This window comes from Marinitoga arctica (assembly GCF_054657315.1).
Map to the genome: position 1 here is coordinate 1 of NZ_BAAHYY010000009.1, position 23,179 is coordinate 23,179.

General features: G+C 26.2%; 16 protein-coding genes, 1 CRISPR repeat array and 1 riboswitch. Of the genes, 14 read left to right on the top strand and 2 right to left on the bottom strand.

Annotated features, from left to right (window positions below):
* Positions 1-26 precede the first annotated feature (26 nt).
* A CRISPR array of direct repeats spans positions 27-977; the repeat unit is 36 nt; unit sequence CTCGGAAAGTAACTCCTCTCTGAAAGAGATAGAAAC.
* A 376-nt stretch (positions 978-1,353) separates the two neighbouring features.
* The 14 genes from ACYQ44_RS03810 (at position 1,354) to ACYQ44_RS03875 (ending at position 16,712) form a co-directional block, all read left to right on the top strand.
* Positions 1,354-2,259, top strand: coding sequence for a 3-hydroxyacyl-CoA dehydrogenase (locus tag ACYQ44_RS03810; protein WP_459995340.1), 906 nt, complete (start codon positions 1,354-1,356; stop codon positions 2,257-2,259).
* A gap of 96 nt (positions 2,260-2,355) precedes the next feature.
* Positions 2,356-2,457: riboswitch (purine riboswitch) on the top strand.
* A gap of 74 nt (positions 2,458-2,531) precedes the next feature.
* Positions 2,532-2,942 carry a 5-(carboxyamino)imidazole ribonucleotide mutase gene (locus tag ACYQ44_RS03815; RefSeq protein ID WP_459995341.1) on the top strand — a complete coding sequence of 137 codons (411 nt, stop codon included), beginning with the start codon at positions 2,532-2,534 and terminating at the stop codon, positions 2,940-2,942.
* On the top strand, positions 2,939-3,646 hold the full coding sequence (purC, locus tag ACYQ44_RS03820) for a phosphoribosylaminoimidazolesuccinocarboxamide synthase (protein ID WP_459995342.1): 708 nt from the start codon (positions 2,939-2,941) through the stop codon (positions 3,644-3,646). Before ACYQ44_RS03815 ends, purC begins: the two co-directional genes overlap by 4 nt.
* Positions 3,643-3,903, top strand: coding sequence for a phosphoribosylformylglycinamidine synthase subunit PurS (purS, locus tag ACYQ44_RS03825; protein ID WP_459995344.1), 261 nt, complete (start codon positions 3,643-3,645; stop codon positions 3,901-3,903). The genes purC and purS overlap by 4 nt, the downstream gene beginning before the upstream one ends.
* Positions 3,903-4,562 carry a phosphoribosylformylglycinamidine synthase subunit PurQ gene (gene purQ / locus ACYQ44_RS03830; RefSeq protein ID WP_459995417.1) on the top strand — a complete coding sequence of 220 codons (660 nt, stop codon included), beginning with the start codon at positions 3,903-3,905 and terminating at the stop codon, positions 4,560-4,562. The genes purS and purQ overlap by 1 nt, the downstream gene beginning before the upstream one ends.
* Entirely contained in the window at positions 4,555-6,699 is a 2,145-nt protein-coding gene (purL, locus tag ACYQ44_RS03835) for a phosphoribosylformylglycinamidine synthase subunit PurL (RefSeq protein WP_459995346.1), read from the top strand. The genes purQ and purL overlap by 8 nt, the downstream gene beginning before the upstream one ends.
* A gap of 2 nt (positions 6,700-6,701) precedes the next feature.
* The gene (purF, locus tag ACYQ44_RS03840; RefSeq protein ID WP_459995348.1) at positions 6,702-8,060 is read left to right on the top strand and encodes an amidophosphoribosyltransferase; all 1,359 of its coding nucleotides are present in this window, start codon (positions 6,702-6,704) and stop codon (positions 8,058-8,060) included.
* 4 nt (positions 8,061-8,064) lie between these two features.
* Complete coding sequence (gene purM, locus ACYQ44_RS03845; protein WP_459995350.1) at positions 8,065-9,018, top strand: phosphoribosylformylglycinamidine cyclo-ligase; 954 nt, start codon at positions 8,065-8,067, stop codon at positions 9,016-9,018.
* A gap of 12 nt (positions 9,019-9,030) precedes the next feature.
* Positions 9,031-9,591, top strand: coding sequence for a phosphoribosylglycinamide formyltransferase (gene purN / locus ACYQ44_RS03850; RefSeq protein ID WP_459995352.1), 561 nt, complete (start codon positions 9,031-9,033; stop codon positions 9,589-9,591).
* A 10-nt stretch (positions 9,592-9,601) separates the two neighbouring features.
* A complete protein-coding gene (purH, locus tag ACYQ44_RS03855; protein WP_459995354.1) occupies positions 9,602-11,095 on the top strand; it encodes a bifunctional phosphoribosylaminoimidazolecarboxamide formyltransferase/IMP cyclohydrolase in 1,494 nt (497 codons plus the stop codon).
* 24 nt (positions 11,096-11,119) lie between these two features.
* Positions 11,120-12,364, top strand: coding sequence for a phosphoribosylamine--glycine ligase (gene purD / locus ACYQ44_RS03860; protein WP_459995355.1), 1,245 nt, complete (start codon positions 11,120-11,122; stop codon positions 12,362-12,364).
* A 36-nt stretch (positions 12,365-12,400) separates the two neighbouring features.
* Entirely contained in the window at positions 12,401-14,596 is a 2,196-nt protein-coding gene (locus ACYQ44_RS03865; RefSeq protein ID WP_459995357.1) for an AAA family ATPase, read from the top strand.
* Positions 14,596-15,156, top strand: a complete 561-nt coding sequence (locus tag ACYQ44_RS03870) for a nitroreductase family protein (RefSeq protein ID WP_459995358.1) — start codon at positions 14,596-14,598, stop codon at positions 15,154-15,156. The genes ACYQ44_RS03865 and ACYQ44_RS03870 overlap by 1 nt, the downstream gene beginning before the upstream one ends.
* An 83-nt stretch (positions 15,157-15,239) precedes the next feature.
* Positions 15,240-16,712, top strand: coding sequence for a hypothetical protein (locus tag ACYQ44_RS03875; RefSeq protein ID WP_459995359.1), 1,473 nt, complete (start codon positions 15,240-15,242; stop codon positions 16,710-16,712).
* A gap of 24 nt (positions 16,713-16,736) precedes the next feature.
* On the opposite strand, the gene ACYQ44_RS03880 is transcribed toward ACYQ44_RS03875, so the two are convergent.
* Entirely contained in the window at positions 16,737-19,889 is a 3,153-nt protein-coding gene (locus tag ACYQ44_RS03880) for a UvrD-helicase domain-containing protein (protein WP_459995360.1), read from the bottom strand.
* Complete coding sequence (locus ACYQ44_RS03885; protein WP_459995362.1) at positions 19,882-23,172, bottom strand: PD-(D/E)XK nuclease family protein; 3,291 nt, start codon at positions 23,170-23,172, stop codon at positions 19,882-19,884. Before ACYQ44_RS03885 ends, ACYQ44_RS03880 begins: the two co-directional genes overlap by 8 nt.
* Positions 23,173-23,179 lie beyond the last annotated feature (7 nt).

A 23,179-nucleotide genomic window follows, 5' to 3' on the forward strand; every position in this document is an offset into this window, starting at 1 on the left:
ATTGACAATTATTTCGATATATTTTTCTCGGAAAGTAACTCCTCTCTGAAAGAGATAGAAACTGGAACAACCAAGGTTTTGCCGTTAATGAACTTAAGTGTTACTCGGAAAGTAACTCCTCTCTGAAAGAGATAGAAACTCATTTCCATCATTGTTAATAAAGAAATCCCTAGTTCTCTTCTCGGAAAGTAACTCCTCTCTGAAAGAGATAGAAACTAATCATACGAGTTTTCCATGAAATTCATTTCATACATTTCTCGGAAAGTAACTCCTCTCTGAAAGAGATAGAAACTACGGTTCTACCGTTCGAGACCCGATTTTCCCCCTAATGTCTCGGAAAGTAACTCCTCTCTGAAAGAGATAGAAACTTATCTCATGTAAAAAACTACCGTTTTTCCCGGCGTCATTCTCGGAAAGTAACTCCTCTCTGAAAGAGATAGAAACCCAAATTTCTCTTCTAAATCACTTAATAATCTCTCTGGTTTCTCGGAAAGTAACTCCTCTCTGAAAGAGATAGAAACATCTGGGTATTTTTTAAACCAGATGTCAAGGTCGTCGCCTAACTCGGAAAGTAACTCCTCTCTGAAAGAGATAGAAACTTTCCTCAAAACTGGGGTGGGTAAAGCTATATTTTTCATACTCGGAAAGTAACTCCTCTCTGAAAGAGATAGAAACATTTAAGTCATTTATTACTTCTTTATAATCCCCACTATTAGCTCGGAAAGTAACTCCTCTCTGAAAGAGATAGAAACGCCTTGCCGAAAACATTGTTTCGGCATTCCCACACTGTTCCTCGGAAAGTAACTCCTCTCTGAAAGAGATAGAAACTCTGGCAATGCTATTTCCGTTACTAATTGTTCTTTTTCTCGGAAAGTAACTCCTCTCTGAAAGAGATAGAAACTGCACTTTTTCTTTCGTTCTTTTATTAATAAGAAACCATTCTCGGAAAGTAACTCCTCTCTGAAAGAGATAGAAACCAATAGGAAACCGAGGAATCATCGCTGAAATCTATGATTTCTCGGAAAGTAACTCCTCTCTGAAAAGAGATAAAGCTACAATTATAGCAATATAATTTAGTGGTAATAAAAAATAAGACGCAGTTATGCGTTTTATTTTTTTATTTTTTGTTCATTAAATTTATATTAAAAATAATACAATTTAAAAATACTATTTTGTTAATAATGATAATATATAAATTCATTTATTATTATTAAATTAAAATAAACTAAATAAAAAATAAAATATTATTACAATAAATAAGATAAAGTTAATAACTATTGACAATATATATAAAAAGGTATAATATTATTAATGTATATATATTCTTATTAAAATTATGAAGGAGTGAGTTTTGTGGAAATAAAAAATGTTATGATTGCTGGTGCGGGAGTGTTGGGGTCACAAGTTGCTTGGCAAGTTGCTTTTAATGGATTTAATGTTATAGTATATGATGCTTTTGAAAAAGGAATAGAAGCTGGTAAAGAATTTCATAAGCAGTTTGCAAAGTTATTTGAAGAAAAGAAAGGAGCAACTAAAGAGGAAATAGAAGATACTTTTTCAAGATTGAATTATACTACAAATTTGAAAGAAGCTGTTGAAAATGCAGATTTAGTAAGCGAATCTATACCTGAAGTAGAAGAGATAAAAAAGAATTTTTACACTGAGTTATCAAAATATGCACCTGAGAAGACAATATTCACAACAAATTCTTCAACAATGCTGCCAAGTATGTTTGCAGAATATACGGGAAGACCAGAAAAATTTTTAGCGTTGCATTTTGCTAATCCAGTTTGGGATGCAAATATTGGAGAAGTTATGATGCATGATAAAACTGATAAACAATATTTTGATATAGTATTAAAATTTGCATCAGATATAGGGATGATACCTATACCAATTTATAAAGAACAACCGGGATATGTATTGAATTCATTGTTGGTTCCATTATTAAAAGCAGCAAGAACACTTCTTTTTAGAGGTATATCAGATCCGTATAGTATTGATAAAACTTGGATGATTAGCACAGGTGCGAAAATAGGTCCGTTTGGTATTATTGATATGGTTGGTATGGATACAGTATATAATATTGCATTAAGAAATGGAAAATTAAATAATGATGAGGAATCATTAAAAATGGCGGAATATTGTAAGAAAAACTATATAGATAAAGGTAAAAAAGGTATTAAAACAGGAGAAGGGTTTTATAAATATCCAAATCCTGCATATCAAGATCCAGAATTTTTATCCGTTAATAAGTAAATAATTAAAAATATTTATTTTAATTATACTAATTTAATATATTGACATTTTTGGAATTTTTTGATAGAATCACGATGTAGTATTTAAAAATTTAATATTAAATTTTTATCCTCTTCCTGTATAATCCTGGGAATATGGCTCGGGAGTCTCTACCAGGTGGCCGAGAACCACCTGACTACAGGAAGAGGGGTGTGGGATTTTGTTATCTATAATCACGCCTCTCTTCCTGAGAGGCGTTTTTGTTTTTTTAAAATAATTTGAGGAGGTATATTATGCCAAAAGTGTTAATTGTTGCAGGTAGTAAATCTGATCAAGATTTTGTAAAACAAGCTTTGGATCTTTTTAATGAATGGAACATAGAATATGAATTTAAAATCTTTAGCGCGCACAGAAACTTGATTGAGCTAACAGAGTATATAAAAAATTTATCTTCCGATTTTAAAGTAATTATTGCTGTTGCTGGACTTTCTGCCGCGCTTCCTGGTGTTGTATCTTCTTTAACTTCTCTTCCTGTGATAGGTGTCCCCCGTGATGTCGGCCCTCTTAATGGAGTTGATGCTCTTCTTTCTATTGTTCAAATGCCTAAAGGAGTTCCTGTTGGAACTATGGGTATAGGAGATCATGGGATGAAAAATGCAGCCTATTTTACAAAGAGAATACTAGATTTGGAGGAGAAAAAATGAGACTTCAGAATTTAAAACTATTATATGAAGGAAAGGCTAAAAAGATATTTGAAAATACAGAAAGTGAAGTAGTCGTTTATTTTAAAGATGATGTGACAGCTTTTAATGGTGAAAAAAAAGATACAATTCTTGGAAAAGGAAAAATAAATAAAAAAATTACTACATTTTTCTTTGAAATGTTGGAGGAAAAAGGGATACCGACACATTTTATTAAAGATTTTAACGAAAATGCTTTTATTGCTAAAAAAGTTAAAATAATCCCTCTTGAAGTTATCGTAAGAAATTATACAGCAGGAAGTTTTTGTAAAAGATATGGTATTGAAAGAGGAGTGAAATTAGAAAAGCCAATTGTTGAATATTCATTAAAGAATGATGATTTAAGGGATCCTATGATATGTAGAGATGTTATTTTTTCTTTAAATCTTGTAGAAGAAAAATTTTTAAATAAGATTGAAGAGTATTCATTAAAGATTAATGATATACTTTCACAATTTCTTGATACAAAAAATATTATTCTTGTGGATTATAAATTGGAATTTGGAATTGCTAATGGAAAATTGTATCTTGCAGATGAAATTTCACCAGATACATGCAGGTTTTGGGATAAAAATACAATGGAATCTTTAGATAAAGATGTTTACAGGGAAGAAAAAGGTGATTTAATAGATGAATATACAAATTTCTTAAGGAGGATAGATTTATGAATAAATATATTTTTGAAGTATTAATTACATTAAAAGAAGGTATTTTAGATCCTCAGGGGAGTGCAACTCAAAAAGTTTTGAAAAGAATGGAATATCCTATAGATAATGTGAAATTTGGTAAATTAATTACTTTTGAAATAAGTGCTGATAATGAAGAAGAAGCTAAGAATTTAGCGAATAACATAACTTATAATTCTTTGATTAATCCAATATTGGAAAATTATGAATTAAAACTTTTAAAGGAGATAGAAATATGATAAATGCTGGAATAATAGTTTTTCCGGGTACAAATTGTGATAGGGATGCAGAATTTGCTTTAAAAATGGCAGGTTTTAATGTTGAATATGTTTGGCATGATTTCGAAAAAGTAAATGATTATGATTTTATATTTATTCCTGGGGGATTTTCATATGGTGATTATTTAAGAGCAGGAGCTTTAGCTAAGTTTTCACCTGTTATGAAACATATAGAAAAATATGTAGAAGAAGATAAAGGTTTGGTTTTAGGAGTTTGTAATGGATTTCAAATTTTAACAGAGGCAGGAATACTTCCCGGTGCTTTAACTAAAAATAAATCATTAAAGTTTATATGTAAGGATGTTGAAGTTAAAAGTGTTAATAATAAAACGAAATTTTCAAAGTATATAAGAAAAGAAAAATTAACAATTCCAATTGCTCATGCTGAAGGGAATTATTATATTGATAATTATGAAGAATTAAAAACGAAAAATTTAATAGCTTTTGAATATATTGAAAATCCAAATGGTTCTATAGATGATATTGCTGGGATATATAATGAAAGGTTTAATGTTTTAGGGATGATGCCACATCCAGAAAGAAATTCGGTTAAGTTATTAGGGAATGGAGATGGGTTGGAAATTCTTCTTTCTATTAGGAGGTCTTTAGAAAATGAATAAATTGTATAAAGAATTAGGTTTAAAGGATTTTGAATATGAAAAAATAATAAGGGATTTAAATAGAGAGCCTAACGAATTGGAAGTATATATGTATTCTGCTCAATGGTCAGAGCATTGTGGTTATAAACATTCAAAAGATTTATTAAAAAAATTACCTAAAAGTATAGAAGATGAAAATGCAGGTTATGTAACTATTGATGATTATACAGTTGTTTTTAAGGTGGAAAGTCATAATCATCCAAGTGCAGTAGAACCATATCAAGGAGCTGCAACAGGTATTGGTGGAATTGTTAGAGATGTTTTAGCAATGGGTGCAAGGCCAGTAGCTTTGCTAGATTCTTTAAGATTTGGAATAGATAAGAATTCAAAGAATATATTTGAAGGTGTTGTTTCAGGAATTAGTGGGTATGGTAATTCTATAGGTGTTCCAACTATTGCTGGAGAAACTTTTTTTGACGAAAGTTATAATTCTAATCCACTTGTTAATGTTATGTGTGTTGGTCTTGTAAAAAAAGAGAATTTAGCTTCATCAAAATCAAAAGAACCAGAAAAATTATATGTATATGTTGGGTCTAAAACAGGAAGAGATGGTATTCATGGAGCATCTTTTGCATCGAAAGAGCTATCTGGTAAAGATGAAAGACCTTCTGTTCAAGTTGGAGATCCTTTTGCAGAAAAAAATTTAATAGAAGCAACTCTTGAGATTCTTGATTTAAATGGCGTTTTAGCTTGTCAAGATATGGGAGCAGCTGGTATTTTGAGTTCATCTTCAGAGATGTCTTTTAAAGGCAATTTAGGTTGTGAATTATATATGAATAAAGTACCTTTAAGAGAAAAAAATATGAATGCATGGGAAATATTATTATCTGAATCTCAAGAAAGGATGTTATTTTTAGTTGAACCTGGTACAGAAAAAGAGATTGAAAATATAGCAAAAAAATATTTTCTTGATTTTGCAGTTATAGGTAAGACTATTGAAGGAGAAAATATTAGAATTTTAAAAGAAAATAAATTATTATCCGAAATTCCTATACCTTCGCTTGTTGATGCACCGTCTATGTATAGGAAAACAGAAGAACCAAAATATATAGGAGAAATAAGAAAAAAGCAATTTAAAATAAGTATTGACTTAAAAAATGCTTTGTATAAGATATTGAATAATTTGAATATAGCGAACAAATCATGGATTTTTGAACAATATGATTATAAGGTTGGGACAAATACTTTGATAACTCCTGGTAAAGCAGATGCTTCAATTATATGGATAAAAAATACAAATAAGGCTATTGCTGTTACTATTGACGGGAATGGATTATATACCTATATTGATCCATATGAAGGGAGTAAAAATGTTGTATTTGAAGCATCAAGAAATTTAATTTCAGTAGGTGCTAAACCTTTAGGAGTTACTGATAATATGAACTTTGGAAATCCTGAAGATGATGTGGTGATGTGGCAATTTGAAAAAAGTATAGAAGGAATTACTGAAGCTTGCAATTATTTAAAAATTCCAGTTACAGGAGGTAATGTAAGTTTTTATAATGAATCAGGAGATAAAGCTATATTACCAACACCTGTGATAGGAATGGTGGGAGAATTAGATGTAAATAAGAAAATGAATATGTTATTTAAAAACCCGACTGATAAGGTTTATTTAATAGGTAAGGTCGATTTGGATTATAAAAAGTTAGGTGGTAGTTTATATCAAAGAATTTTATCGGGATTTATAGGTGGAGAAATTGATATTGTTGATATTGAATTAGAATTAAAGTTGCACAAAATAATTCTTTATTTAATCGAGAATGAAATTGTAAATTCAGTTCATGATGTTTCAAAAGGTGGTTTAGCTATAAATATATTAGAATCATGTTTGAATGGGGAAAAAGGATTTAATGGCAATTTAGGAAATTCAATTGAAGAATTATTTGGAGAAAATCAATCTCGATTTGTTGTATCTGTTTCTACAGAAAAAGCTTTATTATTAGAAAAATATTTGGTTAATAATTATGTTGATTATAAATATCTTGGTGAAGTTATGCCATATGATTATGGAATAGATTTAGGTTTTGGATTATTGAATTATAATGAAATAGAAAAAATATATTTTAACTCAATTGCTCAGTATATGGAGGAGTAATAATGTTGATGGAAGAATGTGGTGTATATGGGACATTTTTAAAAAAGGAAGATAATGCTATTTTGTATACAGTTGAAGGGTTGATTTCTCTCCAGCATAGAGGACAAGAATCTGCGGGTATAGCATATTCTACAAAAAATGAAATAAAAGTATATAAGAAAATGGGGATGGTTTCGGATATTTTTAATAATGGAATATTAAGAAAGTTAAAAAGTAATATAGCCATTGGACATGTGAGATATTCAACGAAAGGAAAATCAGAAATTCAAAATTCACAACCATTTCATGTGAGATATATGAATGAACATTTTGCTATAGCACATAATGGACAGATTGAAGATGCTGAAGAATTGAGAAATGAGTTAGAAAAAGAAGGAACTATATTTTTAACAGAAAGCGATACTGAAATTATTTTACATATGCTAATAAAAAATTTAAACAAAAAAATATCAGAATGGACTTTAGAAAGCGTTGCAAAAGCAATTTTTAATAAAATTTCTCCATCTTATTCATTGCTATTATTGTTCAATGATAAAATAATTGCAATAAGGGATAAATATGGTTATAGGCCACTATACTATTATATTTCAGAAGATGGCTATTATATATCTTCTGAAGATAGTGGTTTTAATTTTTTGAATCCTGATCAAGATAAAGTATATGAAGTATTGCCTGGAGAAGCAATTGAATTTTCTCAACAAGGAATAAAAAGATATAAAATTGAAAGCGAAGAAAAAAGATATTGTTTTTTTGAGCATATTTATTTTGCAAGGCCAGATTCGAATTTATTTGGTAAGAATGTACATTTAATGAGAAAAGAGCTTGGGAAATTATGTGCTAAAGAACACCCAATTAATGCAGATATAGTTGTTCCTGTTTTAGATAGTGGATTTTCAGCAGCTTTGGGTTATTCACAAGAAAGTAAAATCCCAATAGAAATGGGGTTAATGAGAAATAGATATATAGGTAGAACATTTATTAATCCAAATCAGTTAGACAGAGAAATTGGAGTGAAAAGGAAACTTCCTCCAATTATGCCTGTGATTAAAGATAAAAAAATTGTTCTTGTGGATGATTCAATTGTAAGAGGAACAACGATGAAAAAAATAGTATCTATGCTAAGGAAGGCAGGAGTTAAAGAAGTTCATATTAGAATAGCTAGTCCAAAAGTGGTTAATGTTTGTAATTGGGGTGTTGATATTCCTGATATTAAAGAATTAATTGCAGCAAATAATACATTAGAAGAAATGGCTAAATATTTTAATGCTGATTCTATTGGATATGTTTCATTAGAAGGTATAAAAGAAATGTTGAAAAAAGAATTCAATGATTATTGTTTTCATTGCTTTTTAGGAAGGTGAGAATATGGATTATATAGGAAGTGGAGTTAATATAAATGAAGCTAATAATATGTTGAGTGGAATAAAGAATAAATTAAAGGAAAATGCTGATATGTATGCAGGATTATTTTCTATAAATGAATTGGTAAATGAATATGAGAATCCAATGTTGGTAGCTTCAACTGATGGCATTGGAACAAAAATGCTTTTATTAGAAAAGCTAAAGAGATGGGATATTGTAGCCCAAGATCTCGTAGGTATGGTTTTGAATGATCTTGTTTGCGTTGGTGCAAAACCGTTGTTTTTTCTTGATTATTATGCTACTGGAAGATTAAATAGTAAAGATGGGGAATCATTTTTAAATTATTTAATAGAAATATTAGAAAGTTTAAATTGTAAATTAATTGGTGGTGAAACTGCTGAACTTCCTGGTTTATTAATTAATGATAAGGTTGATGTTGCAGGATTTGGTGTTGGAATAGTGGATAAAAACAATATTTTAGGAAAGTCTAAAGTAAAAGAAGGGGACATTTTAGTAGGTCTAAAATCAAATGGAATACATTCAAATGGATATTCTCTTGTAAGAAAATTATTAGAACAAGAAAAAATAAAAATGTCAGAAAAATTAATAGCTTCAACAAAAATAATGGTAAATCAAACATTGTTAGTAAAAGATTATATAAATGCTGCAGCTCATATAACTGGTGGCGGTATTGAAGGTAATTTATCAAGGATAATACCTGAAGGATTAAGTGCAAAAATTGATGTTAAGTGGGAAATTGATGATATATTTATAGATATCTTAAATGCAGGTGTTTCATTAAAAGAATCATTTAATGTTTTTAATATGGGAATCGGTATGATTTATGTATTACCTAAAGAAAATTTAGAGAAGGTAAAGCAACTTTTAAAAAATGAAGAAATTATTGAAATAGGTATTGTGAGATCAGGTGAGAAAAAGGTTGAGATAAATTTTTAGGAAGGCGATATTATGAAGAAGAAAATAGTAGTTTTAGCATCCGGAAATGGTTCTAATTTTGAGGCTATTGTTAGAAAATTAAGGAATAGATATGAAATAAAGTTAATAAGCGATAATAAAAAAGCATATGCTTTACAAAGAGCAATAAAATTATATATTGATTATGAAATAGTAAATTATGAATATTATAGGGAGAGGGAGCGTTTTAATAAAAAACTGTTTGAATGTTTAAAAAATGAAAATCCGGATTTAATTGTGTTAGCCGGTTATATGAGAATACTTCCAGATTATATTGTTGAATATTTTTCTGGAAAAATAATAAATATTCATCCATCTTTATTACCTGCTTTTAAGGGACTAAATGCTATAAAAAAAGCTTTTGATTATGGAGTTAAATATACTGGTGTTACTATACATTATGTAAATAATGAACTTGATGGTGGGGAAATTATTACCCAAGATATTGTAAAAATAGAATATGAGGATACGTTAGAATCTTTAGAAGAAAAAATACACAAAGTAGAGCATAAATTATATCCAAAAGTAATAGATAAAATTTTAAGAAATATGTAAGGGGGTTAATATGAAAAGGGCACTTATTTCTGCGTATTATAAAGATAATATAGATAAATTAGCTGAAACATTAATTGAGAATAATTATGAAATAATTTCAACAGGTAAAACAGCAAATTATCTTGAAGAGAAAGGTTTTAAAGTAACAAAAGTAGAAGAAATAACAAAATTTCCAGAAATACTAAATGGAAGAGTAAAAACATTACATCCAAAAATTCACGGAGGAATTTTGGCAAGAGATATTGAAGAGGATAAAAAAACGTTAAAAGATTTAAATATAGAAAAAATAGATTTAGTTTATGTTAATCTTTATCCCTTTGAAGAGAAATTAAAAGAAGAATTAGATACATCTGAATTGTGTGAGTATATAGATATTGGTGGCCCTACGTTAATAAGAGCAGCTGCGAAAAATTTTGAAAATACTATTGTATTAGTGGATCCTGAAGATATAAATTTTATTATTGAAAATTTAAATGATATTGATTATGAAAAAAGGATATATCTTGCTGCTAAAGCTTTTAACTTAACTGCATATTATGACTCAGTTATCTCTATGTATTTTAATAAAATAGTAAATATAGATTTTCCAATATATATGAATTTGCCCCTTAAAAAGAAAACAGAATTAAGATATGGGGAAAATCCACACCAAAAGGCAGTATATTATGAGAATACTATGGAAGAAGGTTTTTTTAAGAATTTTGAAAAATTAAATGGTAAAGAATTATCATATAATAATATGAAGGATATTGATGTTGCATGGAAGGTGGTTAATGAATTTGAAGAAAATGTATGTTGTGCATTAAAACACCAAACACCTTGTGGTGTTGCTGCAGGAGATACCAATTTAAGTACATATATGAGGGCATATGAGTGCGATCCTATTTCGATTTTTGGAGGAATAGTTGCATTTAATCATAAAGTAACGAAGGAAACTGCAGAAGAGATAAAAAAGATTTTTTTAGAGGTTGTGATTGCTCCAGATTTTGAAAATGAAGCTATAGAAATTCTCAAAAAAAAGAAAAATCTAAGAATTATAAAAGCAAAAATAAAACCATCTCAAAAATTTGAATATACATCTATAGATGGTGGTTTATTAATTCAAGAAAGAGATAATAAGTTATTTGAAAAATTGAATATTGTAACTAAAAAAACTATACCAGAATATTTAATTGAAGATATGATTTTTGCTTTTAAAGTAGTAAAACATGTTAAATCAAATGCTATTGTTGTTTCAAAGGGTAAAATGGCAAAAGGTATAGGAACAGGACAACCAAATAGAATATGGGCAGCTATTGAAGCATTAGATAGAGCTAAAGATGGGGTTGTTTTAGCTTCAGATGCCTTTTTTCCGTTTGATGACGTTGTAAAAAAAGCAGGTGAGTATAATATAAAGGCAATTATACAACCAGGTGGGTCTGTTAGAGATGAAGATTCTATTAAGACGGCTGATGAATTAGGAATTTCTATGGTATTTACAAATATGCGACATTTTAAACATTGATTTTGAATTTAATGAGGTGAAAGAATGAATATAATGATTATAGGGAATGGCGGTAGAGAACATGCAATTGCATGGAAATTATCTCTAAATGATAATATTGAGAAAATTTACTGTGTTCCTGGAAATGGTGGTACTGAACTCGAAAAAAAATGTGAAAATATAAATATGAAAGAAACTGATGAAATAATAAAATTTGCAAAAATAAATGATGTAAAATTAACTATAGTAGGACCAGAAAAATATTTAGTAGAAGGAATTGTTGATGAATTTAAAAAAGAAGGTTTAAATATTATAGGGCCAGATAAAAATACTTCAATACTTGAAGGTAGTAAGATATATGCAAAGAAATTTGCTGAAAAATATGGTGTTCAAACTGCAAAATATAAACCATTTGATAACATAATAGATGCATTAGAATATATAAAAAATATTGAAGATTTTCCAATAGTAATAAAAGCAGATGGATTAGCAGCTGGTAAAGGTGTTGTTATAGCAGATAATTATATAATAGCTAGAAATGTTTTGACAGATTTTATGATTAATGATATCTTTAATGGGGCCGGTAAAAAAATTGTTATTGAAGAATACTTAACAGGTTATGAAATGTCAGTTTTTGTATTATTAGATGGAGAAAATTATAAAATTTTTCAAAGTGCTATGGATCATAAAAAAATAAATGAAGGCGAAAAAGGTTTGAATACTGGCGGAATGGGTGCAATATCTCCACATCCTAAGTTAAATAAAGATTTATTAGGAAAAATTGAAAAGAAAATTATTATGCCAACAATTAGAGGAATAAAGAATGAAAAATTAGTATATAATGGAGTTTTATTTTTTGGTTTAATAATTCAAAACAATGAACCATATCTTCTTGAATACAATGTAAGATTTGGAGATCCAGAAACGCAAGCTATGATGCCTCTTTTGAAAACAGATTTATATGAAATTTTTGATAGTATTTTAAAGAAAAAATTAAAAGAAATAGATATAGAGTGGGAAGATGAGGTTTCTTGTTGTGTTGTTTTAGCTTCAAAAGGTTATCCAATGAAATATGAAAAAGATAAAGAAATAGTAATAAATGATAATATAAAAGTTTTTCATGCGGGCACAAAAGTAGAAAATGATACGATTTTAACAAACGGCGGTAGAGTTCTTTCTGTAGTAGAAACAGATAAAAATTTAAAAAATGCACGAAAAAAAGCTTACCAATCATTAGAAAAAGTAATATTTGAAAATAAATATTATAGAAAAGATATTGGTAAGATATGATATAATAATAAAAATAAAAAAATAAGGTGAAAAAATATGTTTTTAGATTTTTTATATAATTATACCCTTACCAAGGATCAAGAATATTTATCTAATGAATTAGATAAGTTTATAATAAATTCTTTAGATTTTTTAATTATTCAAGGCGGTGCTGGAACTGGAAAAACATTTTTAATTTCTCAATATGCTAGATATTTAAATAGAAAACATATAAATTTTATAATGCTTGCTCCAACAGGAAGAGCCTCAAAAATTCTTCACGAAAAATCTGGATTTGAAACAAAAACAATTCATAGTGATATATATAGTTTTTTTGATAAAAAAATTAATCTTGATAAAGATGAAATAAAAATATTTTTTAAATTAAAAGAAAATCCTCGAAACAATACAATCTTTATAGTTGATGAAAGTTCGATGATTTCTGATATTAATTTGTCAGATGAAAATCTTATTTTTGGAAGTGGTAAATTACTTTCAGATTTGGTGACATATGTTAAATTTGGAAACAATAATAAAATAATTTTTTTAGGAGATGAATATCAGCTTCCACCAATAAGATCGAATAGTTCTCCTGCATTAGATAGAAAATATATAGAAGAAAATTTTGATTTAAAAGGTGAAAAGATAATTCTTAATGAAGTAATTAGACAAAAAAAAGATAGTTATATTTTAAAAAATGCTATTACAATAAAAAATCATATAGATAGAAAAACTTTTTTTGATTTGAAATTTGAATATAATAATGACTTTATAAAAGAAGAAAAATTTACCGAGAAATATAATTATTCAAAACCAGGAAAGGATATTATTATTTGTTCAACAAATGAAAAATCTTTAAAATATAATGTTGAAATAAGAAAAAAATTGAATTTTAAAAACAGTATCGAAATAGGAGATGTTTTATTAAACACAAAAAATATATATTTTAATAATAAGACTATTTTTAACGGTGAATTCTTTAAAGTAATTAAAATATTGAATCATGAAAAGAAAGATGCTTTTTTAGGAAAAAGTGAACATATTGTATTAGAATTTTATGATTTGATATTAGAAAATATTTTTTCTAATGAGAGAATAACTTTTAAAGTTTTTGTGAATTCTTTATTTTCAAAGTCTACAGATATAGATTTAAATTTAAAGAAAGCATTATATAGTATGTGTCTTAATGAAATATATCAAAAGACAGGGTTATATGAGGAATATGTTTTTGAAATGTTGGAATTTGATCCATACTTTAATGCTCTTCATGTGAAATATGGTTATGCGGTTACTGCGCATAAAGCTCAAGGCGGTGAATGGGATAGAGTTTTTATTGATACAAGTTACTTTAATTCTATCAAAACTAAAGAATATTTTAAATGGCTTTATACATCTATTACTCGTGCTAAGGAGAGGGTATTTATTAAAGAATTACCTTTTAAATTATTTCAAAATAATAAATTAAAAATATACAATGAGTTTATTATAAAGAAAGAAATAAATATATCATATAATTTAAGTTTTTTTAATACGTCTTTAAAAGAACTATACCTTGCTTTTAGAGAAAAGATAAAAGAAAAATTATTTGAGATAATTGGTATTGAACATTTTCAATACCATGAAGTGTATTATATAAAAAAGGGAAATGATTATTTGAAAGTTCAGTTGTATTATAATAAGGATTATGATCCAACGTTTATGAGAATATTAGAAACTACAAATAAAAAAATAGCAGAAGAATTTCTTTCAATTTTTGAAAAAAAAGATTTAACTCAAGAAAAAAAGCATGAAGTAAAAACGAATAATTGTCTAAAAATATATATAGATGGTAGCTATGATAATAATTTAAAAAAATTTGGATCTGGTTTTATTGTTATAAAGGAAGATAATGTAGAAAAATATTGGAAAGGGTTTGCATATGAAAAATTTTTAAAACATCGAAATGTTGCTGGGGAAATATTTGCTGCATTATTGGCATTTGAATATGCAAAGCAAGAAAATTTAAAATGTATTGAAATTAATTATGATTATGAAGGTATAGAAAAATGGGCAATTGGTGAATGGAAAACAAATACAGAGTTAACAAAATATTATAAAGAGAGATATGATTATTATTCTTCTATTTTTAAAATAAAATTTAATAAAATAAAATCTCATTCAGGAGATAAATATAATGAATTAGCTGATGAACTTGCAAAAAAAGCTGTATATGAAAGTGATTATAATATAAAATATGATATAGAGGTGGTTTGATGAATTTATTTGAATTAGCTAAAAACAGAAAAACTGTTAGAAAATTTGATTCAAAAATTCCAGACATTAAAGATATAAAATATGCTATTGAAGTTGCAAAAGAAGCACCTTCTGGAAAAAATGATCAGCCATGGTTGTATGTTTTAGTTTCAAGTTATGATAAAAAAAATAAAATTAGAGAGATTTGTGAAAAAGGAGAAAAATCATTTTATGAAAATTCTAAGGGAAAATTGAGAGAATGGCTTGATGAAAAAGGCTTTTCGTGGGAAAAACCTTTTTTGTCAGAAGCCCCGTATTTGCTTTTTGTATATTCAAATAAAAAGTCGCCATTTTCAAAAGAGTCTGTTTGGCTATCTTTAGGATATTTATTGCTAGCTTTAGAAGAAAAGGGATTATCTACTGTTACATATACACCCTCAAATTATAATGAGATTTCAGAATATATGGAAGTTCCAAAGGATTATAGGTTGGAAGTTATACTTCCTATTGGTTATTCTGCTGATCCCAAACCAAAATACGAAAGAAAAAGTCTTGAAGAATTATTGGTTATGTTAAAGTAATTTGATTGATATATAATTTTTATATAATTATTATAAAATAATAATAAGAAGAAAAATGAAATTATTTTAAGTGTGGTGTTTAAATGAAGAAAATTATTTTAAGTATTTTAATTTTAGCTTTATTTCTAAGTAGTTGTGTATTCAATAAGGGTGAAGTTAAGAAAAGTAATTATGATATTGCAAAAGAAATTTCGTCTTTAAGAGACTATATACCAATTACACAAACAATTATAGGATTGGCTCGAGGGAAAAAAATGGATAAAATTCCAATATCTAAAACAGTAAATGTGGAAAATATAGATGTTCTAAAAGATAAAACACCAGATGATGTTTATTTAGAATATAAAAAAGATGATAAGGATTATGTAAGAGTTCCATCTACGGGATATTTTGATAATTTTTATGGTGAAGGGTCTAATGTTAGGGCAGCTTTTTTTATGACCCCAACAACTTTAAGCGATGATTCTACAGGATATTTAATAGATTTATATTTAGAACCATATTTGGATCTTTCTGTTGATTATGATTACGAAAAATATAAGATTTCACATGACTCTTGGGATTTTAAATTAGAAAATTTGATAGATTATAAAACATATCTTTCTGATGGTAGTATTGTTGATAGAGATATAATAGAACAAAAAGAGGACTGGAATTCCAATGTGGGATATGCAATGTTTGACGTTCCAGCTGTTTTAAGTAATATAGATAAATATATTTATCCGGAAGTAATACCACATCCTGCAACTTCTACTAATATCTATTTTTATTCGCATACCAAGTCAACTATAAATACTTTTTTTAGTGAAATTTTGTCAGAAGAGTTTTATACAGAAGCAGCCTCAGATGGGTCAATAAATTCTGGAATAACTTATATTGATGCTGATGATGGGTTTTTATGGAGTACAAAAACTAAAACTGTTGTTAGATTTATGAGAAATGGTAATATTAGCAAATCCAATGCTTTTACAACTACAGGCAATATAGGGTTAATATGGTATTCGGCATTAGAAGAAGTAACGATTGATTCAACAGGAGTTGATAATGAATTAACTCATTATAAAAAGAAATTCATGGAATGGTGGGATGAACCAGAATATATTTCCGATGATAATTTTTCATATAAAGAAATTATAGAAATGGATGAATTAGGAGAAAATAGAGCTGAATATGAAGGTACAATTAAGAAGTTTTGGAATGGGAATAATAGAGGTAATGGATATCATGTTTCTTTGTTAAAGGATGAAAATGATAATTATGTTTTTACTATTGATTGGCAATGGTTTGAAGCAACTGATAAATCATTTGCGAAAGATGTTATCGTTAAAACAGCTGATGATGAGAAATATATAAAATCATTTAAAATAATAGATAATGAGCTAGTTATTCAAATTGGTGACGGTGTTTTTAAAGGTCACTTTAATAATGGGGCATTTATAGGAAAATATATAATAGGAGATAAAGAGTTTGAAAATGTGGTAATAAATTCTTTTGGGGTAGTAATAGGAGATAAAAAATTTAGATTTGACAAAAATGGAAATTTAATTACAATTTAAAATAGCCTGGGGTTCCAGGCTATTTTAAATTGTAGGAATTATTTCTTTTAAATGTTCCTCGAAATCTTTATCAGGTTCAATTTCAAATATCTTCCCGTTTTTTAAACTTATAACATATCCTTTTTGTGGATTACCAAAATCTTTTAATAGATACATATAGAATTGCAATTGAAATTTATAATCCTCTATTTTTTCTTTGTTTGATAAATCAGAATATTTGTAATCAATAACTTCAATATTGTTATTTTCATCAAAAATTACTCTGTCAGGAACACCAAATATCATATATTCTTTTCCATTTAAAACCATTCTTTTTACTAATCTCCATTCAGTTTTAAATTTTTTTGATTCAAATAATCTTTTTATTAAGTCATTGTCAAGAGCTTTTGGTAATTTTTCATTTTTAATTAAATATTTTATTTGGTTGAAACTTGTAATTCCCTCCATTATAGCATGCATTTCAGTTCCTTTTAATAAATAATCTTCATTTTCAAAAAAATCTTTAATATCTATATAAATTTCTTCTGTTAAATCTTCAGAATTTTCTTCTTTTTTCATTTCATTAATAATATATGTTGGGGCTATATATTTTTTATAAGCATATGCTGTTAAATCGGATAAATTTTTTTCATTAATATCATCTAAAAATTTTTCAGTCTTTTCTTCTAATTTTTGATCTTCAAAAATTATTTCATTTTCTGAAATTAAATCCTTTTTTTCATATGTTGATTTCATAAATAGGGCAGCAGATGATTTTTCTGAAGGGCTTTTTTTATCTTTTCCATTTAATGGAATAATTGGTATTAACATTTCTTTTGGTCTAGTAATAGCAACATATAGTAATCTTAGTATTTCAGTGTCTTCAAGGAATTTGTTAATATCAAATATATTTAAGAATTTTTCTCCAAACTGTATTTTTATTTTATCTTCTGTGCTTATAGAAGATATATCTATATTTTTAACCTTTTTTAAGAATAGCTTTTTTAGTACAAAATACCTAATATTATTTTCTGGCAGAGAAAATTCTATTTTTTCATTTAATACATTAATATTATCTCCAATTTTATCTTCTGTGTTTAGATCATTTTTTTTACCTAAGCCCCCTAGTATTACAATAGGAAATTCTAGACCTTTTGATTTATGAACGGTTAGCACTCTTACAACATTTTGTTTTTCATCTTCAATAGCAGCTTCACCTTCTGAAAGTTCTGAAGTTTTTCTTAATAGTCTTATTAATTCTGAAAAAGATACTGCTAATGTATTGTATTTTTCTGCTTCATTTAACAATTTTTTCACATTTGCTATTGCGTAATGTGAATCGTGTAATACAGTTAATCGTGATAAATAATTAGTTTCTGATATTATCCCTTTAAGAATAACTGTAGGTTTTAAATAATATTTTAATTCCACATATTTTTTTAATATGTCAAACCCAATTCTTTCATTATTTGAAAGGATATTTGTCTTTTCAGCAGTTTCATATAATGATTTGAAATCATTTTTTATCTTTAAATTTACTAGCCCGTTTAATTTTTTAAATGGCATTCCAACCATTAAAGACATCATATAACCTGAAAAATTAAAATCATTATGAGGGTTTTCAATAGCATTAAGTGCATAAAATACTGTTTGAACTTCATTTTTATCGTAAAAGGATTTACTTCCTAAAATATAGAAAGGAATATTGTATTCTTTAAAAACATTTCTTATATTCTCTTCTGAATTTTTTAATTCTCTTAGTAATACAGCAATATCTCTATATTGTATTTCTCTTTCTTCAAAAGCAATAGTTCCATTTATTCTTTTTCTGAATTTTAATTTTTCCCCTACCAATGATTTTATAGTTTTTGCAATAGTTTGATATTCATCATTTGCAATAATATATTTTATTCTATGTTTATCATCTTTTGTGATAGATGGAATAATATCTTTTGTATCTTTTGCTTCAAAATGGGATTTATCTTTTGATTCGTTATATAATAAATTATTAAAAATATCAGGATATATTTTCTTTATGTTTTCATATGAATTTAATAGTTTTTCATTGAATAAAACATTTTTAGAAAAATCATTAGCGAATTCGACTATTTCAGCATTTGAACGCCTATTTATGTTTAACTGGAATTTTGAGTTTTCATTAAATTCTTTTTCTGTTACAGCGAATACTGAAACGTCTGCTCCTCTAAATCGGTATATAGACTGTTTCCTATCGCCAACGTAAAAAATATAATTATGCCCTTTTTGATGTATTTTATCAAATAATTCTTTTTGTAGAAAGTTTGTATCTTGATATTCGTCCACTATTATATACTTAAATTTATTTTGATATTTTTTTAGTATATTTTTATCTTCAAGAGTTTCCAATGTTTTATCAAGAACACCTTTAAAATCAAATTGGAATTGATCTTCTGTATAAACATTATATATTTCTTGAGCGATTAATAGAGAAATTTTGAATAGCCACAATACATCATTAAAATCTTTGTTTATTAAGTCTATTTCTGGAAGTTCACTTTTTTTCATTTCTGTTCGCCAATTTTGCAATGTTTCGGAAAGAACTTTTTTAAAGATATCTAAATTAAGTTCCTGGATTATATATTTCAGTGAATTATTAAATTTTACTAAATCAGAAAGTAATTCATTTATGAATGTTTTTACAGTTTCTCTTCTTTCAATAGGTAAGAAGGATATTAATTCTTCTATATTTATATTATTGTTTTCATATAATTGAAATAATATTTTTAAAGTATTATATACAGATTTTTCTATCTCTATTTCCATTTTTAACTCGTTTATTATTGTGAAATTCGGATCTACTCCAATTGCTATATTATTTTCTCTTAGTATTTTAGAACAAAAACTGTCTATTGTTGTAATCCATGCTCTATTTAAATTTGTTTTTATTTGTCTCCAATATTTATAATTTTTATTTTTTTCCAATTTTTTGTTTACTTCTTCTAAAATTCTTTCTTTCATTTCACCAGCAGCTTTATTTGTGAAAGTAACAGCAAGGATATTTTGAACTATGTCCGGATTATTTTCTTTTTCAAATTTTTCAAGTATAGATAAATAATATTTTGTAATTGTATAAGTTTTTCCTGTACCAGCAGAGGCGGAAATAAAATAGTCTTTATCTAAATTATTTTTTAAATCATCAATATTTAAGTTTTTAGTCAATGTTCTCACCTCTTAATTTTTCTATGTCACTTTTTGTTAAATGTTTTCTTTCATTAAGAGTTATATTTTCTAACCATTGAAATAAGCTACAGAATCTATAAAATTCACATTTTCCGTCATTTCCTATTTTACATGAATAATATTTTTCGTTAGAGTTTTGTACCTTATATCCTTTAATTGATAATTCATCTAAAAATCTATATTTTAATAATTCTTTTTTATAGGTAAAAGCAGGAAGGAAATTTGTATTTTCAATAGAATTAATTATATTATCCAACCATTTTGTGAATTCTTTAAAATCTATTTTCTCATATGCGTTTGAATTTCCTGGATATTTTATATATACAAAGTTGTTTTCAATTTTTATCCATTTTAAAGATTTATATTTATCATTTTCCTTACTCATTGGTAAAAAACTTAGAAATACAGGATTTTTTACAATCTTTTCATTCCATATATCATTATTTGAAAGTGTTAAATAATAGAACAGTAGTTGTTCTGTTTGGAAGCTTGATTTATTTTTATAATCAATAATAGAATAGGCTTTTTTCTCTTCTTTTTTTGAAGGTGTTAATTCAAAAACATTCTTTTTTTTCTTTTCTTTTAATTCAAAATTTAAGGTTTCATTCATTTCATCTATTCTATCAATTCTTGAAATTAAATTATATTTATTATATTTTCCGTTAATAGAATACTCACTTTCAATTATTTTTTGGTATTTTAATGAATAATCATCTTTGTTTTTGTTTTTTGGAGAACCGAAGAAAATATAATGAGAAATTAATGTATCAACGACATTAGAAAGTTCTGTTGAAATGTCTTCTATTTCTATTTCTTTAATTATTTTATATGTCCTTAATTCCTCAACGCCAGACTTATCCCATTCTTCATTTGCTATATTTTTTATTTCATTGTATAATTCATCTTTATTTTCAACTAAACTTTTTATTGAATTATATGTTGGATATTTATCAAATAACTTTTTCATTATTTTGTGTTTTAAATTTCCTACATAGAATATAAAAAAATCTTTATTTGTTTTTATTTTAGCTATGTACTTTAAATAATATTTAAAAGGGCAATCTACATATGTTGAGATTTTATTATGACTAATATCTTTTAATTTAATATATTCATCTAAATTCCATGAAATATTTTTTTTCAAAGTTTTTAATTCATTAATCTGGTCTATAATATTATTTATTTTTTCTATATTTGAATTTAAATTATTGTAAGTATAATATAATGCAGCTTGTTCTAGAGAATAGATTTCATTGGTATTATTTGGAATTATCTCTTCACTTTTTGAAAAGAATATATATTCTTTTATTTCAAATATTTTTTTTAAATCGCTTTCATATGATGAAATTGAGATTTCTTCTCCGGATATAGTGGCTTTTGGATACGTTATTATTACATTATCTGCGAACAACATTGAAATATACATATTTTCTCTAAATTGTAATTCAGAAATTTTAGAATAATAATCATTTTTTGTTATATAAGAAAGTAATGGATTTATTCCTATTGAAGGATAATTATCATCGCTAAATGAAATGAAAAATTTGTATTTTTTATGTATAAACCTAGAATCGTTTAATGTAAAAATTTCTACTGTGTTAGAATATCTTTCTGATATTCTATATTTTTCTGTTTCTATTAAACTTAAAAGGATATTATAAAATTTTGAAAGTTTTATATTTCCTGATATAAGTTTCTCAAGATTTTTTTCTATTTTTAATAAAACTTCTTGAAATTTATATAAAGCATTTAATTCACTTTCTACTTTTTCGATATTATTAATATCAATAATTTTTTCATTAATCCAGTTATTTAGTAGTTTTCTATAATATGATAATTCAAAATCTTTTTTAACCAAATTTTCTAGGAGATTGAATAAATTTAAAAATATATTTTTTAATTCTTCGAGTTCTTTTTTTGATTTTTCAAGTCTTTCTTTTTCATCAGAAGATAATAATTCTTTTTTTACTCCATCCAAATATTCATTAATTCTTTTTAACCACTTTTCTTTTCTTGATTTTAAAGATGATTTAGGATAATCAAAATAAAGATTTAATTTTTTTAAAAGATCTTCAATTTCATCAATGGATAAGGTTCTTTCACTGGCATATCCAGCTTCTATTAAAGCAAGCAAATCATTAACTTCATAACCAGAATATATTACTTTTAACGGTAATAATAATTTATTTACAATAAGACTTTCAGATAAAGAAATATCATTTTTTAACCTATATGGAACTTTTATTTCTTCAAAAAAATCTGCTAAAGAAGTTGCGGTTTGAAAATCCGGAACTATTATTCCAAAATCTTTTGGTTCATAGTTTTCATATAATATTTTTCTTTTTATTTCTTTAGCGATATTTTCTATTTCCAGAATATTATTTTTAAATTCTGCTTTAAAAACATTAGTATCTTTAAATAACTTTTTTAAATTTGTTTTTTTCTCTTCTATATCAAATCCGTTTTCTCTTAAAAAGAGTAAAATTTTTTTTAAGCTATCAAAAGATTCATCGTTATTTAAAGACCAGGCTAAAAAATATACATTGTCAAATAGAGAAAATAATTTTTTTAGCACATTAATAAGTATTGGAGGTAAATCAAAAAAACCACCAATCACTAGAGTTTTACCTAGTCTTTTTATCTCAAAATCTTCATAAAACCATTTATATATACTTATTTGATCATAATTTTTATTAATTGATTTTGAATTATCAAATTTTGTATTTAATATATCTTCTAATTTTTCTTCTAAATGTTTATATAATTTAAATAGATTATCATCACTTTCTATGTCTTTATCCATTTCCAAGTATAATTCATTATTTTCTAAAATATCTTTATCAGAAATCCTGGATATTTCCCATTTTTTTTCAAATATTTCGAGGAGATATTCTATTGACATTTTTGATTTTGAGAGAGTTTTTAAGTATTTCTCAAATTGAACATTATTTTTTTCTTTTTCTATTAAATCTTCTAATTCATTTGCAATGTAAGCCTTTAAAAAATCTCTATCTATAAAAAGTGATGATGGCTCATATTTTTTAAATAATTCAACAATATATTGATTTATAACTCTAAAAGCATCTCTATTTAATGTTTTATCGATTTTTCTTGTTAAAGTTTCTGCGATTTGCTTTACATAGTCTCCAGAAGGTCCTATATATAAAAATTCCATAGGATCTTTTTCATATAACGGAAGTATGAAATCTGCAATTTCATTAAAATGATTTTTCTTTAAATCTATTATTTTAACTTTTTTCATGTAATTA